The sequence below is a fragment of the Nocardia sp. NPDC050718 genome, assembly GCF_040654235.1.
In the GTDB taxonomy this organism is placed as follows: domain Bacteria; phylum Actinomycetota; class Actinomycetes; order Mycobacteriales; family Mycobacteriaceae; genus Nocardia.
Genome location: NZ_JBFAHQ010000002.1, coordinates 898,783 through 913,047 on the forward strand (window position 1 = coordinate 898,783; position 14,265 = coordinate 913,047).

At 69.7% G+C, this 14,265-nt stretch carries 15 protein-coding genes; 11 read left to right on the plus strand and 4 right to left on the minus strand.

All coding sequences use genetic code 11. The features are described 5' to 3' along the window. Nucleotide 1: 1 nt before the first annotated feature. Nucleotides 2-1,576 carry a histidine ammonia-lyase gene (gene hutH / locus AB0H54_RS13640; protein ID WP_357345459.1) on the plus strand — a complete coding sequence of 525 codons (1,575 nt, stop codon included), beginning with the start codon at nucleotides 2-4 and terminating at the stop codon, nucleotides 1,574-1,576. Between the two features lie 232 nt (nucleotides 1,577-1,808). Here the strand turns inward: hutH and AB0H54_RS13645 are convergent, their stop codons facing one another. Beyond that, complete coding sequence (locus AB0H54_RS13645; protein ID WP_357345461.1) at nucleotides 1,809-2,396, minus strand: TetR/AcrR family transcriptional regulator; 588 nt, start codon at nucleotides 2,394-2,396, stop codon at nucleotides 1,809-1,811. Between the two features lie 55 nt (nucleotides 2,397-2,451). Between AB0H54_RS13645 and AB0H54_RS13650 the strand changes: the two genes are divergently transcribed. Together AB0H54_RS13650 and AB0H54_RS13655 are read left to right on the plus strand one after the other, a co-directional pair. Then, nucleotides 2,452-2,970 (plus strand): GNAT family N-acetyltransferase, encoded by a 519-nt coding sequence (locus tag AB0H54_RS13650; RefSeq protein WP_357345463.1) that lies wholly within the window; start codon nucleotides 2,452-2,454, stop codon nucleotides 2,968-2,970. Between the two features lie 59 nt (nucleotides 2,971-3,029). Beyond that, the gene (locus tag AB0H54_RS13655; RefSeq protein ID WP_357345465.1) at nucleotides 3,030-3,527 is read left to right on the plus strand and encodes an NUDIX domain-containing protein; all 498 of its coding nucleotides are present in this window, start codon (nucleotides 3,030-3,032) and stop codon (nucleotides 3,525-3,527) included. On the opposite strand, the gene AB0H54_RS13660 is transcribed toward AB0H54_RS13655, so the two are convergent. Then, nucleotides 3,524-4,444 carry a MerR family transcriptional regulator gene (locus AB0H54_RS13660; protein ID WP_357345467.1) on the minus strand — a complete coding sequence of 307 codons (921 nt, stop codon included), beginning with the start codon at nucleotides 4,442-4,444 and terminating at the stop codon, nucleotides 3,524-3,526. The genes AB0H54_RS13655 and AB0H54_RS13660 overlap by 4 nt on opposite strands. Nucleotides 4,445-4,512: 68 nt before the next feature. Here AB0H54_RS13660 and acpM point away from each other — a divergent pair, with 68 nt between their 5' ends. Next, nucleotides 4,513-4,818 carry a meromycolate extension acyl carrier protein AcpM gene (acpM, locus tag AB0H54_RS13665; protein WP_357345469.1) on the plus strand — a complete coding sequence of 102 codons (306 nt, stop codon included), beginning with the start codon at nucleotides 4,513-4,515 and terminating at the stop codon, nucleotides 4,816-4,818. Between the two features lie 51 nt (nucleotides 4,819-4,869). Here the strand turns inward: acpM and hutU are convergent, their stop codons facing one another. Beyond that, the gene (gene hutU, locus AB0H54_RS13670; RefSeq protein ID WP_357345471.1) at nucleotides 4,870-6,549 is read right to left on the minus strand and encodes a urocanate hydratase; all 1,680 of its coding nucleotides are present in this window, start codon (nucleotides 6,547-6,549) and stop codon (nucleotides 4,870-4,872) included. 146 nt (nucleotides 6,550-6,695) lie between these two features. Here hutU and hutC point away from each other — a divergent pair, with 146 nt between their 5' ends. From hutC to AB0H54_RS13685, 3 genes are all read left to right on the plus strand, one after another. Next, nucleotides 6,696-7,469 carry a histidine utilization repressor gene (hutC, locus tag AB0H54_RS13675; protein ID WP_357345473.1) on the plus strand — a complete coding sequence of 258 codons (774 nt, stop codon included), beginning with the start codon at nucleotides 6,696-6,698 and terminating at the stop codon, nucleotides 7,467-7,469. Nucleotides 7,470-7,838: 369 nt separating this feature from the next. Next, nucleotides 7,839-8,096, plus strand: coding sequence for a hypothetical protein (locus tag AB0H54_RS13680; protein WP_355275632.1), 258 nt, complete (start codon nucleotides 7,839-7,841; stop codon nucleotides 8,094-8,096). Nucleotides 8,097-8,105: 9 nt separating this feature from the next. After that, nucleotides 8,106-8,717 (plus strand): hypothetical protein, encoded by a 612-nt coding sequence (locus AB0H54_RS13685; protein ID WP_357345475.1) that lies wholly within the window; start codon nucleotides 8,106-8,108, stop codon nucleotides 8,715-8,717. On the opposite strand, the gene AB0H54_RS13690 is transcribed toward AB0H54_RS13685, so the two are convergent. Further along, nucleotides 8,718-9,215 (minus strand): diadenosine tetraphosphate hydrolase, encoded by a 498-nt coding sequence (locus tag AB0H54_RS13690; protein WP_357345477.1) that lies wholly within the window; start codon nucleotides 9,213-9,215, stop codon nucleotides 8,718-8,720. A gap of 895 nt (nucleotides 9,216-10,110) precedes the next feature. Here AB0H54_RS13690 and AB0H54_RS13695 point away from each other — a divergent pair. Genes AB0H54_RS13695 through AB0H54_RS13710 form a run of 4 tightly spaced genes read left to right on the plus strand, consistent with a single transcriptional unit; the run spans nucleotide 10,111 to nucleotide 14,255 of the window. Continuing rightward, nucleotides 10,111-11,136, plus strand: coding sequence for a polyprenyl synthetase family protein (locus tag AB0H54_RS13695; RefSeq protein ID WP_357345479.1), 1,026 nt, complete (start codon nucleotides 10,111-10,113; stop codon nucleotides 11,134-11,136). Further along, entirely contained in the window at nucleotides 11,133-12,404 is a 1,272-nt protein-coding gene (locus AB0H54_RS13700; protein ID WP_357345481.1) for a hypothetical protein, read from the plus strand. The genes AB0H54_RS13695 and AB0H54_RS13700 overlap by 4 nt, the downstream gene beginning before the upstream one ends. Nucleotides 12,405-12,462: 58 nt before the next feature. After that, on the plus strand, nucleotides 12,463-13,455 hold the full coding sequence (locus AB0H54_RS13705) for a fatty acid desaturase (protein WP_357345483.1): 993 nt from the start codon (nucleotides 12,463-12,465) through the stop codon (nucleotides 13,453-13,455). Continuing rightward, on the plus strand, nucleotides 13,446-14,255 hold the full coding sequence (locus tag AB0H54_RS13710; RefSeq protein WP_357345485.1) for an isoprenylcysteine carboxylmethyltransferase family protein: 810 nt from the start codon (nucleotides 13,446-13,448) through the stop codon (nucleotides 14,253-14,255). Before AB0H54_RS13705 ends, AB0H54_RS13710 begins: the two co-directional genes overlap by 10 nt. The last annotated feature ends 10 nt before the right edge of the window (nucleotides 14,256-14,265 follow it).

The window sequence follows — 14,265 nt, forward strand, 5'->3', positions numbered from 1 at the left end:
AGTGAGCATCGACTCGGACCGGACCGCACCGGTCGCGGTGGAACCGGTCGTCGTCGGGACGGGGCCGGTGGCGCCCCTGGACGTGGTGCGGGTCGCCAGGGACGGCGCCGCGGTGCGGCTGTCGGCGGAGGCACTCGCCGCGATCGGCACGAGCCGCAGGCGGATCGAGGCGCTGGCGGCCGACCCCAAGCCGGTCTACGGCGTGTCGACCGGCTTCGGCGCCCTCGCCGTCCGGCACATCCCGCTCGAGCTGCGTAAACAGTTGCAGCGCAGCCTGGTCCGTTCGCACGCGGCCGGGTCGGGCGCCGAGGTGGAGCGGGAGGTGGTGCGCGCGCTGATGCTGCTGCGCCTGTCGACGCTGGCCACCGGCCGGACCGGGGTGCGTCCGGTGGTCGCCGAGACCTACGCCGCGCTGCTGTCGGCGGGGATCACCCCGGTGGTCTACGAGTACGGCAGCCTCGGCTGTTCCGGCGATCTCGCGCCGCTGGCGCACGTGGCGCTGGCCGTCCTCGGCGAGGGCACGGTGCGCGACGCCGACGGCGAATTGCTCCCCGCCGCCGAGGCGTTGGCCGCCGCGGGCATCGAGCCGGTCGAACTGGAGGAGAAGGAGGGGCTGGCGCTGATCAACGGCACCGACGGCATGCTCGGCATGCTGGTGCTCGCCTGCCACGACCTGCGGCAGCTGTTGCGCCTGGCCGATGTCACCGCGGCCATGAGTGTGGAGGGCTTGCTCGGCACCGACAAGGTCTTCGCCGCCGACCTCCAGGCGCTGCGTCCGCAGCCCGGGCAGGCCGTCGCCGCGGCCAATATGACGCGCCTGCTGGCCGATTCGGCGATCGTCGCCAGCCACGCGACCCCCGACTGCACGGTGGTCCAGGACGCCTACTCGCTGCGCTGCGCCCCGCAGGTGGCCGGCGGCGCCCGCGACACCCTGGCCCATGCCGAACGCGTCGCCGGCTACGAATTGGCCAGTGCCGTGGACAATCCCGTCGTCACCCTCGACGGCCGCGTCGAATCCAACGGCAACTTCCACGGCGCCCCCGTCGCCTATGTTCTGGACTTCCTGGCGATCGTCGTCGCCGATGTCGCCAGTATCAGCGAGCGTCGCACCGACCGCTTCCTGGACAAGGCCCGCAACCACGGCCTGCCCCCGTTCCTGGCCGACGATCCCGGCGTCGACAGCGGTCACATGATCGCCCAGTACACCCAGGCCGCCATCGTCTCCGAACTCAAGCGCCTGGCGGCCCCCGCCTCGGTCGACTCGATCCCGTCCTCGGCCATGCAGGAGGACCACGTCTCCATGGGCTGGTCGGCCGCCCGCAAACTCCGCCGCGCCATCGACGGCCTCACCCGCGTCCTCGCCATCGAGGCACTCACCGCCGCCCGCGCCCTGGACCTGCGCGCCCCCCTCACCCCGGCCCCCGCCACCGCCGCCGTCCGCGACGCCCTCCGCACCCAGGTCCCCGGCCCCGGCCCCGACCGCTACCTCGCCCCCGACATCGACGCCGCCTACCACCTCGCCACCTCCGGCACCCTCCTCACCGCCGCCGAATCCGTCACCGGCCCCCTGGCCTGAACCCGGTCACGAACTGGGGCCCTGCGAATTCGCAGGGCCCCAGTTCTGTTCCGGTGCGCAGTGATCCGTGCCCACGACGTCGAACCCATTCGCCGGGAACTGGCTCGACGTGACTGTGACGGATCGAGTTGGTGGGGCCAGGGTGCCGCGCGGCACCGAGCGTGACGTTTCTCGCGGCCGCTTCCTTGCCCGGGCGCGGTGACGCCGAACTGGCCCCGTGAGACCGGTGAGGCTAGTCGCGAGTGCCGCGGAGCGTGGTGATGTGGTGCTGGACGGCGGCGGTCGCGCGGGGTTCGTCGCCGGTGGCGAGGAGGTCGAGGAGGGCGCCGCGCAGGACGGCCAGGGCGAGGGTACGGGTGGTGCGGGCGGTGGGGGTGTCGCGGTGGGCCGGGGGTTGGAAGCGGGCGAGGAGGTCGAGCCAGTCGTCGACGGTGGTGCGGGCGAAGCCGGTCCAGGGGCCGTCGGGGTCGACCAGGGAGCGGGCGTAGGCCTCGGTCCACAGGCGCAGGAGCGGGTGGTGCTCGGGCGCGGACAGCCAGCGCCAGACCTGGTCGACGGCGGCGGCGAGGTCCGGGGGAGTGGGGTGGTCGGTCAGGGCGTCGAGGAAGGTCAGCTCGTCGGCCCTTGCCCGGGCGAGGAGGGCCCGGACCAGGCCGTCCTTGTTGCCGAACAGGAACATCAGGACCCGGGGGCTGGACCCGATGGCGGTCGCGAGCGGGCGCAGGGAGAGGTCGGCGAGCCCGTGCTCGAGGACGTACCGGTAGGCGGCCTCCAGCAGTTCGGTCTCGCGGGCGGAGGGGGTTGTCGCGGCGGTGCCCATGGCGGTAGCTTACAGCTACTGAAACAGTCGTTTCAGTGAACCGTGGAGGTGACCGATGTCCGACGATGCGCGAGTCCTGATCCGCCCGGCCGACCAGCCGGGCGACCTGGGCTGGGTGGTGATGGCTCATGGCGAGATCTACGCCGAGCAGTTCGGCTGGAACACCGACTTCGAGGCCATGGTCGCCGGCATCGTCGGCGACTACGCGACCGCGCACGACCCGGCCGTCGAAGCCGCCTGGATCGCCGAGGTCGACGGCCGACGCGCCGGCTGCGTCTTCTGCGTGCGCGGCACCGAGCCGGGAGTGGCCAGACTGCGCACCCTCCTCGTCACCCCGGCCGCCCGCGGCCTCGGCCTCGGCACCGACCTGGTCGACACGGTCATCGCCTTCGCGAGAGAATCCGGCTACCGGCGAATCACCTTGTGGACCACCGACGCCCAGTCCGCGGCCCGCCGCATCTACGAATCCGCCGGCTTCACCCTGACCACCGAGGACCCCCACCCCGGCTTCGGCCACGACGTCCTCGGCCAGGACTGGACCCTGAACCTCGCCCCGATCGCCGCGAGCCGATAGCCCACTCGCGATCGGGCATGCTGGAGGTGATCCCGCTCGTCGACAGAACAGGAATCACCGTGCCTCCGACGACCGATCGCCGCGAACCGACTGTCCGGCACTCCATCCGGCTGGTCCTGCTCGACGAGCACGACCGGCTCCTGCTGTTCTCCGGCACCGACGAAGCCGACGGCCGCACCTTCTGGTATCCGATCGGCGGCGGCACCGAAGACGGCGAGACACCGCAGCAGACCGCGGCCCGAGAGGCACACGAGGAAACCGGCCTCACCGACCTCGTCGTCGGTCCCGAAGTCTGGCGCCGCCGCGCCTACGCCACCTGGGGCGGCACCACCTACGACTGCCGCGAACGCTACTTCCTCGCCCGCGTGCCCGCGTTCGACATCGACACCTCCGGCTTCACCGAGGTCGAACGCGCCACCGTCACCGGCCACCGCTGGTGGACCCTGGCCGACCTCGCCGCCAACCCCGACCGCGTCGTCCCCGGTGACCTACTCACCCGCCTGGCGGACCTCCTGCTGAAAGGCCCACCCGCCGAACCGATCACCCTCGACGCCTAGCAGGTCGCCGCGCCCGCCGAGTCGATCAGCGCGCCACGCACCCAGTCGATCGCGCGGCCGACGGTGATCCGGTCGCCGACCAGCTGGGCGGTCAGTGTCCAGTAGTGGTCGATGCGGTGGTCGGGGGTGTCGGACAGTAGTTGCTCGCGGAAGGCCGGGGAATCGCGGAGTCCTCGGGCATCGGCGTGGGCCTCGACGAAACGGTCGAGTTCGCTGCCGCGTCGTGGCCGGACGTCGTCCGCGACCCGTGCCACCACGTCCGTCAATGCTTCGGCTACGTCGGCGTACAGGCCCTGTGGGTCGTGGATCAGGTCCGGCTCGTGCCACCAGAGGTGTTGTCGCACCGCGCCGCTCATCGTGCGATCGGCCACGAGGGCGGCCAGTTCGGCATAGGCGACGACCTCGTCGACGGTCGGGTCGGCGGGCGGCTCCGGGACATTCCAGCCCACATAGCGGTCGACCTCGTGCCGGTCGATCGGGGCGAGGATCCGCCGCCAGAACCGCACGAGATCGTCGTGGAGCGCACCGCCGTCCTGGGCGGCGGCCAGGAGGGCCAGCCGGTCGGCCCGCTGCGCCGGGTCGGCCGCCCCGACCGCCCGCAGCGAGGCCCGCCGCCATGCCACCGACCGGAATTCGCCCTCGACCCGCGCACTTTCGGCGGCGACGGCCTCGTCGATCGATCGTTCCCCGCGCAGCACCCCCGTGATCGACTCCAACCCGAGCCCGAACGCACGCAGTCGCCGGATCAGCAGCAACCGCTCGGTCGCGCCGTCGGCCTCGAACAACCGATGCCCGCCCGCGCTGCGCCGGGCGTCGAGAATGCCCTCGTCGCAATAGAACCGGATCGTGCGCACCGGGAATCCGGTGGCGCGGGCCAGTTCCCCGATGCCGATCAGCAAGCCTGTGTCGTCCGTCACAATCCCTTGAACCTCCACCCCGGTGGAGCTTTTACCGTACCGGTATCACCCACCGGACAAGGAGATTCGTGGCTACCACGCAGGAAGAGATCGTCGCAGGCATCGCCGAGATCGTCGAGGAGGTGACCGGTATCGACGCCGCGGAGGTGACACCGGAGAAGTCCTTCGTCGAAGAACTGGAGATCGACTCGCTCTCACTGGTCGAGATCGCGGTCCAGCTCGAGGACAGGTACAACGTCAAGATCCCCGACGAAGACCTGGCGAGCCTGAAGACCGTGGGCGACGCGGTCGCCTACGTCCAGAAGATGGAGGCGGATCAGCCGCACCTCGCCGCGGAGATGGAAGCGAAGTTCCGGGCGGCACAGCCGGAGTGAGCCGACACCGCCGCCCGCACCGGGGAACGGTGCGGGCGGCGGTGCGCGGGATCAGCTCTCCCGCATCGGAATACGCACCCCGCGCTCGCGGGCGACGTCGGCGGCGTGTTCGTAGCCGGCGTCGACGTGGCGGATGACGCCCATGCCCGGGTCGTTGGTGAGCACCCGCTCGAGCTTCTGGGCGGCCAGCGGCGTGCCGTCGGCGATGCACACCTGGCCGGCGTGGATGGAGCGGCCCATGCCGACGCCGCCGCCGTGGTGGATCGAGACCCAGGAGGCGCCGGAGGCGGTGTTGAGCAGGGCGTTGAGCAGCGGCCAGTCGGCGACGGCGTCGGAACCGTCGGCCATGGCCTCGGTTTCGCGGTAGGGGGAGGCCACCGAGCCGGAGTCGAGGTGGTCGCGGCCGATGGCCAGCGGCGCGGACAGCTCACCGGAGGCGACCATCTCGTTGAACTTCAGGCCGGCGCGGTGGCGCTCGCCGTAGCCGAGCCAGCAGATTCGCGCGGGCAGGCCCTCGAACTGCACCTTCTCCCCGGCCATGGTGATCCAGCGCTTCAGGTGCTCGTTCTCGGGGAACAGCTCCATGATGGCGCGATCGGTGGCGGCGATGTCCTTCGGATCGCCCGACAGCGCGGCCCAGCGGAACGGACCGAGGCCCTCCTCGAACAGCGGCCGGATGTAGGCGGGTACGAAGCCGGGGAACGCGAAGGCCCGGTCGTAGCCGCCCTTGCGGGCCTCGTCGCGAATCGAGTTGCCGTAGTCGAACACCTCGGCGCCCTTGTCCAGGAACCCGACCATCGCCTCGACGTGCTTGGCCATCGACGCCTGCGCCTCGGTGGTGAACCACTCCGGGTCCTTCTCCGCGAGGGTGTGCCAGTCCTCGAGCGCGACACCGATCGGCAGGTACGACAGCGGATCGTGGGCCGAGGTCTGGTCGGTCACGATGTCGATCGGCGCGTCCATGGCCAGTAGCTGCGGGAACACCTCGGCCGCGTTGCCGACCAGGCCGATCGACAGCGCCCGCCGCTCGTCACGGGCCGCGATCGCGAGTGCGAGCGCATCCTGGAGGGTCTCGGCCTTGGTGTCGAGGTACCCGTGGGCGATGCGCCGATCGATGCGGGCCGGATCGCAGTCGACGCAGAGCGCGACGCCCTCGTTCATCGTCACCGCCAGCGGCTGCGCGCCACCCATGCCACCGACGCCCGCCGTGAGGGTGATGGTGCCTGCCAGGGTGCCGCCGAACCGCTTGCGCGCCACCGCGCCGAAGGTCTCGTAGGTGCCCTGGAGGATGCCCTGGCTGCCGATGTAGATCCACGAACCGGCCGTCATCTGGCCATACATCATCAGGCCGAGCTGCTCGAGCTTGCGGAAGTCCGCCCAGTTCGCCCAGTCGCCGACCAGGTTGGAGTTGGCGAGCAGCACGCGCGGCGCCCACTCGTTGGTGCGGAACACGCCGACCGGCTTGCCGGACTGCACCAGCAGCGTCTCGTCGTCGGCGAGGGTCTCGAGGGTTCGCACGATCGCGTCGAAGGCCGCCCAGCTGCGGACCGCGCGACCGGTGCCGCCGTAGACGACGAGGTCGTCGGGACGCTCGGCGACCTCGGGATCGAGGTTGTTCATCAGCATCCGCAGGGCGCCCTCCTGCTGCCAGCCCAGCGTGTGCAGCCGCGAGCCGCGCGGGGCGGACACGGGCCGGGGGCCGGGTTCGGGCTGGGTGGCGGCGTCGGTCATCGGTTCACTCCTCGGAAATGGCGGCTGTGTCCTGGGTCACTGGAATCCAGACTAGTGGTATAGTCCTGTATATACAAGTAGCTGTCAAGCGTGCTGTGTCGTTCGGGCGCAACGTATTCTCTGGGCAAACTGAGGGAACGGATACCGTGGTGGCGATCGAAGTGGTCGATGCGGACCTGGCCGCGCTGTACGGCGAACTGGGCACCGAGTTCGCGGCGTACGAACGCGTCAAGCAGCTGATCATGGCGCAGATCAAGGGTGGCCGCTGGACCGAGGGTGAGCAGATCCCCTCGGAGAACCAGCTGGTCAACGCGCTGGGTCTGTCCCGGATGACGATCAACCGCGCCCTGCGCGACCTCACCGCCGACGGCGCGCTCAACCGGGTGATGGGCGTGGGCACCTTCGTCGCCCCGACCAAGGCCGCCTCGCCGCTGTTCGAGGTCAGGAATATCGCCGACGAGATCTCCCGGCGCGGTCACCGGCATCGCACCGAGGTGGTGTTCGTGCGCGCAGAGGAGGCGGGCGACCGGCATCCGGTGCTCGGGAACGCCATGAGCGGCAGGGTGTTCCACTCGCTGCTGGTGCACCGCGAGGACGACATCCCGATCCAGGTGGAGGACCGCTACGTCAACCCGGCGCAGGCGCCCGACTACCTGGCCCAGGACTTCACCACCGTCACGCCGAATACCTACCTCAGCGAGGTGGCTCCGCTGATCCGTGGCGAGCATGTCGTCGAGGCGGTGCGGGCCAGTCGCGAGGAGTGCGCGCTGCTCGATATCGATCGCGACGAGCCGTGTCTGCTGATCCGCCGCCGCACCTGGTCCTCGGGCGGGCTGGTCAGCGCGGCCCGGTTGATCCACCCCGGATCACGCAACCGGCTGGAGGGCAGCTTCGGTTCCGCGGCGAATGACGCCGAATAAGAGGTCTCGGCTCAGGCGGGTAACTCGCCACGCCATTCTCCGCAGTGTGCGCACTGTCCGGTGAAAGGTGTGACTCGCCCCGCGGTGGTCCCCGGAATTGTTATGCGATCTGAATATCCTGGAGCGATAGCAAATCTTCCGCTAATCGCAAAGATGGGCTTGACCAGGCTATCTGCCAAATAGATGGGTGGGGGCCGGTTTCGGGTTATCACTCTTTCGTGACGAACTACGCGACATGCCGGATTGGGGCTGTACGTTTAGTGGCCCATGGCTCGCTGGGTTCCATTCGGGTAACGGAGGGCGGAAATGGCTACAGTCGCGCGGCAGTCGGGGCCGCACAGGGTGAGTGCCCGGCAGAGCTTTTCCGCAGTGAAATCCACGCTGTCGCCGTCGACGCTGGTGACCGTCGGTTTGATCTTGTTGATCCCGGTGCTCGCCACCGCGGGACCGATCCTCGCGTCGGCGATGATCGCCCGCTACGCCGGGGTCGGCCGGTCGGGGGTGGTGGTGCTGGCGGTGCTCGCCGGCGTGGTCGCGGTCGCTGTGCTCGCCGCGTGCTGGGCGTTCCGGCAGGCGTGGCGACGCGGTCCGGCCGGTCGGCCCTCGTTGGGTTCCTTAGCGCGGTAGGAGATCGCCATGCAGACGTACCGACCCACCGCGGGCGCTGTCGTCCCCGCGATCGAGCCGATCAGTACCCCGGACGTCGTCGAGGAGTGTCGCCGCTTGCGCATCGTCGCCCGGATCGACGACGCCGTCGTCTGGCAGGCGGCCGCGACGCGACTGCTCGAGTGCGGTCGCCGCCGCTGGCGCACCCGCACCGATATCGCCGATCAGCCTGCGGTGCGCCGGTGGTCGCGCATCGAGAGCGCGGGGGAAGTTCCCGACCGGCCCAGCCTGCCCGCGTTGTTCGCCGCGGTCGCCGCCGGCGCGGAGATCGGCGCGGCGGACCCGTACGCCGAGTTCGCCGCCGCGATCATGCTGCTGGCGAGCTGCCCGGCCGAGGTGGTCCTGCAGTCGGATCCGCGCCACGATCCACGCGCCGTGCGCTTCTCGGTCTTCGCCTGCCGCGAGGACGATCTGCCCCTGGCGGAGGATCTGATCACCACGACGATCCTGTCCTGCGGCGCCGTTCTGGCCCGGCGCTGCTCGGTGCTGCGGCGCGGCCCGGCGGTCCGCCCGTCCGCTCCGATCGTCGACCATCCACTGCCGGAACTGCTCGTTCTCGGCAGCAGTACCGCGGCCCGCTGATCACCCCTCGGCGAGAATCTCGCCGAGGGCGGCGGTGATCGCCGCGCGCAAGTCGTCGTGCCGGGCGTCGAGCGCATGCTCGGGCGCCGTGCGTTCGGCGCCGTACAGGTACACCGGTCCGGCGCGGAGGTCGGCAGGCTCCCACTCGTACCGCGCGTGCACGTGCCCGTGCAGGTGCGTCCAGGTGTTGCCGAGCACCTCGTAGTTGATCCGCCGGAACGCGGGATCGGCTGCGCGGCAGGCCCGTTCGACCGCCTCGCCCAGCACGACGAGGTCGGTCATGAACGCGATCCGTTGCGGCCGTGGCAGATCGGTGAGCTGATCGGCCGTGCCGTCGTAGATCAGCACGCAGTACCCGGGGAGGTGCTGGGTGTCGCCGATCACGGCCCATCCGGTCGTGAGACGGCACAGTGCCGTCGGATTCGTCCCCGCGGCCGCCGTCCCCGCGCGATCGCGGCGCCAGTCGTCGTCGGCGGTGCCGACCTGATCTCCGGTCATGCTGCCCCGTTCCTGGTGTGCGCCGACGGCGCCTGTGTGAGCAGGGATTTCGATCCTACCCCGGGCTCGACGCCCGCATCGATCCGAAAACCGCGAGTGTTCCTCTTTGACATCTGGTGGTGAATTGTCAAGGGCGCCTGCATATCTCGAGCCGGGCCTGGGGCGGTTTGGGAAAAGCCCCAAAAGTTCGTCGCCCGAGTCGGCGAGATCTCACCAAGCGCTCGACCCGATTCGCGGCATCGACGGTGTGGTCGTAGAGTCGTCGCACGAGCAGTGTTCGCGTGCTCCCTCGGTGGCCGCTCGCCGGACGATGATGTCCTCGGCGAACGGTCCGGTCAGGCCGTTCCCGGCATCCCAGGGACCGGCCTCGTAGTCGGCGTGACCCTACAAGGGGGCCGTCACGTCGAATCATCTCTGCCGCAGCGTCGCGTCAGCCCACGATTTTTACGTTCACGCAACACGTTCCCGGCCATGCATGGGCTAGGGTCACGAAATCTGTTGGGGCACTGACGCTTACGACGCAAGTCCGATCGGGCGAGCGGGGTTCGTCCACCATCTTCGGTGCGCTCGTGCGCACGAGTTACTTTGCGGCACTATCGATTCCGACATATCGAACTGGAACTTGTTGTAGTGCTTGACAATTCGGCGGGGTCTCTACAAAACTACCCGTCGGTAGCCGACGATCGGGAAGCTCGGGCCCGGTAGTTGTGACAAGTCACCGCCGACGATGCCACCGCCTGAACCCCCGTGAACCCCTGTGCACCAGTCGGGGTGAACCTCACCGCCACCGTGACCATCACCAAAGGAGTTCAGCGCTATGGACAATCCCGCGCTACCCTCAGCGCACCGTCAGGATGCTCATCCGGCAGTGCACCCGGAGCACTCGGGTGATCAGGTGGCGGTCCTGCCCAGACCGTCGGTCAGCACGCCGTCCACCGTCGCCGACGACGTCAGGACCGTGGGCCCGGTCGAACTGCTTCCGCTGGTCACCGACCGATTGCGGGAAATCCTCATCACCGGTGGCGATTTCGACGACATCTACCGGCACGTTCTGGCCGCGCCAGGCAAACGCGTGCGGGCCCGCCTCGTGCTCGCGTGCGCGCGACTGCTGCCCGACGGCGCGGCCGCCCCGCGACCCGCCGCGATCGACCTGGCCTGCGCCATGGAGATGCTGCACGAGTCCTCGCTGCTGCACGACGACATCTGTGACGGGTCCCTGTTGCGCCGCGGCGCGCCCTCGGTGCCCGCCGCGTTCGGGGTGCGCATCGCCGCCAGGGCCGGCTTCCACATGGCGGGTACCGCCATGCAGGTGGTCGCCCAGGTCCTGGCCGAGAATCAGAACGTGTTCGGCGGCATCGGCGAGGCGCCGGGCGTCACCTACGCCGACCGGCTCTCCGACCTGTCCTTCGGCCAGCTCATCGAAACCCTGCCGCCCGCGGTGGACGCGACCGCGCTGCGCAGGCACTACGAACTCGTGGCCGGCGCGAAGACCGGCACGCTGTTCCGGCTCTCGTGCTCCTACGGCGGCACGGCGGGCGGCGCCGATCACGATCGCCTACAGGCCCTGATGCAGTACGCCGACCAGCTCGCGCTGGCCTTCCAGATCATGGATGACGTCCGCGACATCGAGGGCGGTCCCGAACTGGGCAAGGACGCCTGCGGCGACCTGGACCGGCGGGTGCCGACCTGGCCGGTGATCGAGTGGCTCGCGGTGCGTCCCGGCGCCAGGGAGATGTGGCTGTCGACCGAGACCGCCAGCGCGACCCTGCAGGCCGAACTGGTCGACAGCGGCGCCACCCAGGCCGCGCGTGCCGTCGCGCTGCAGGCCACCGAGACCGCGAGCGCGGCCTTGGACATCTTCCCGTCGTCGCCGGCCCGCGACGATCTCCGCGAACTCTTGCAGCAGGTGATCAACCGATGAGACAGACCAGAATCGGCTCGCTGGCCTACGGGCTGCGGCATCTGCGGCGCGCGCCCGACATGGCCGCGCTGCGGGCCGCGGCCACACCGGACGAACTGGCCCGGCTGGCCCTGATCCCCGCGGGCCGCAACCTCGGCATCTCGGTGAGTTTCCTGCCCGCGCACCTGCGCGCGGAGGCGACCGCCGCGCTGCTCGCGTGTCGCGTGCTCGACGCCTTCGAGGATCTCAGCGACCGCGCGGTCGCCAGCGGCGCCGTGCTGGCCGCGGCCGACTACCTCAACAGCACCTCCGACACGCCGCCACCCGCCCTGCCTGCGGTGACCGCCGAGGCCCGCGACAGCGAGGCCGTCGACCGGCTGCTGGCCGAGCGCATCGGTGACATCAGGGCGCTGCTGTCGGCGCTGTCGGCCGAAGGCCAGAAGCGGGTCGGCGAGGTGATCACCGACGTCGCCGGGGTGATGGCCCGCAATATCGACGGACCGCTCTCGCGCGTGGCCTACAGCGAGGGCGTGCTCGGCCGGGTCACCCACTACGCGTGTGCCCTGGTCGCCGAGGACGTGCTCTCGGAAGCGGATCTGCGCGAACTGACCGGCTGCGTCGCGGTGATCGCCCAATCGGCGAACGACCTGCGCGACAACGAGTTCGAGATCTACGGCGTCGCCGACCGCGAAGAACTGAAGCGGATGGTGATGCTCCAGCTGCTGGCGCCCGCGCTCGGTGGGTTCGCCCTGCTGGCGCGGCTGGGCCCCGGCACGCCCAGTCGCGGTGCGCGCGCGGCGATGGCGTACATGACCATCACCACCTCCGCGTTCCTGTGCTCGGTCGTCGACGCGCCGTCGCCGTACCGGCGCAAGGTCGGCGCCGCGCTGCTGGCCGCGTCCTCGGCGCGGTACTGGACCAGGATGATCGACCGCGTCCGGCACACCGCCGACCTGGCGATCCACCGGACGCTCGACGCCTCACCGGATGTCGCCGAGGGCGCAGGCGGCACCCGCGAAGTGCTCGGCGCCGGTGATCCGGCCACGATGCCGACCTCGCTGGTCCCGCTGATCGTCGACACCACCTTCGCGCTGGTGCAGACCCTGCCGGAAGCCCCGCTGACCGGCGAACTGCCCGACGCCGAGGTGCGCACGATGATGATCGCCGACCATCTCGCCTTCGGCGCGATGGAGCGGGTGCCACCGCACGAACCCGAAGCGCTGCAAGCGCTCGCCACGAGACTCCAACTCGCTGCCCTCGACACCAGCACCCAAGGGAGCCGCCCATGAGCATCCGCACCAGACCCGCGCTCACCGTCCTGGACACCACTAGCGAAGGAGCTCGACTATGAGCACCGGAACTCCCGTCGCGCCCGAACAGGCCCCGTTCAGCAAACGGGTGCTCAAGCTCGAGCACGCTTCCAATGTCGGCCCGCTCGTCCACATCGCGCTGTGGATGGGCATGACGGCCTTCGGCCTGTTCGTGCCGTTCGCCTCGAACTGGTACGTGGCCGTGCCGCTGATCATCGTGCTGGCGCTGCTGAACCTGTCGCTGACCATCGGCGTCATGCACATGCACACCCACCGGCCGCTGTTCGTGTCGTCGCTCCCGAACCGGGTCGTCGACATCCTGTGCTGCCTGCCGGGCAATCTGACCGCGGCCGAGATGCGTGAGGTGCACGTCCTCAACCATCACCGGTTCAACGACGGCCCCGGCGACGTCACCGCGACCACCGGCATGGAGAAGGGCCTCGGTGCCATCTGGTACTGGGTCCGCTACGGCGTGATCGTCAAGATCCACACCATGCGGATGATCTTCGCCGCCGATCCGGCGCCGCGCCGCCGCCGCACCCGCCACCAGTTCCTGTTCGACATCGCGGTGTACGCGCTCGTGATCGGTGGCGTCTGGTACGCCGCGGGCATGGAGAAGTTCGTCCTGTTCTACTGGGTGCCGTTCCTCATCACCCAGGTCAACGCGGGCTACTTCGCCTGGCTGAGCCACGCGCCCGCCAAAGGCTTCGAGGACGACCCGAGCACCTCGCTGAACAACGCGGGCAACATCCTCAACTTCCTGATCTTCAACCAGGGCTACCACAGCGTGCATCACCGTTACCCCGGTATCCACTGGAGCCAGATCCCGGACAAGCTCGCCTACATGCGTGATGTCAACCCCGGCGTCATCGTGCCGTATTGGATGGTCGCGCAGTCGGGGTGGCGTCTGTTCTGGCCGGGCGGCTTCCTCAACGAGGGCTACGGCACCAAGTGGAAGGCCCGGCTGGAGCGGCGCATCGAAGAGGGGACCGTGCGTAATCGGTACCTGCCGTGGTTCGCATGGATCTGATCACCCCGACGCCCACCCAGGCACGGGACGTGCTGACGAGCCGTTCGCGGCTCGTCCCGTTCCTCTTCTCCTTCGCCGTCTACGGCGTCGCCGGCATCACCGTGCCGCTGATGCTGCTCTTCGCCGGCGGCTGGTTCCTGCCGAAGACGATCGACAAGGGCCCGCACCTGTCGACCGTCCCGGCGCTCGTCATCGATGTGGCGCTGCTGGCCCTGTTCGGCCTGCAGCACTCGGGCATGGCCCGGCCCGCGTTCAAGGCGTTCATCACCCGCTGGGTGCCCGAAGCCCTCGAACGCTCGGTCTACATCGTCATGGTGTGCCTGGTCATGTGGGTGATCATGCTGGCGTGGCAGCCGATCCCGGCCGAGCTCTGGTCGGCCGAGGGCACGGTGGGCCTGGTGCTCGACGCCGGGTTCTGGCTCGGTTTCGTGCTCGTCTACGCGGCGACGCTGCTGCTGAACCACTTCCATCTGCTCGGCATCAGCCAGGCCTACCGGGAGTACGTCATCCAGGTGCCGGACGCGACCGTCGACCGGTTGCAGGTGAACGGGGTCTACAAGCTCGTCCGCCATCCGCTGATGACCGGTCTGCTGATCTCGTTCTGGTTCGCGAGCACGTTCACCGTCGGGCACCTGGTGTGGGCACTCGGGCTGACCTGCTACATCCTGCTGGGCACCTACCTGGAGGAACGCGATCTGATCGCGCGCTTCGGTGCGTCCTACCGCGCCTACGCCGCGCAGGTCCCCGCGTTCTTCCCGTCCGTGCTCCGCATCTTCGGCCGATCGACTCGGCAGCCGTAACGGCAGGCCG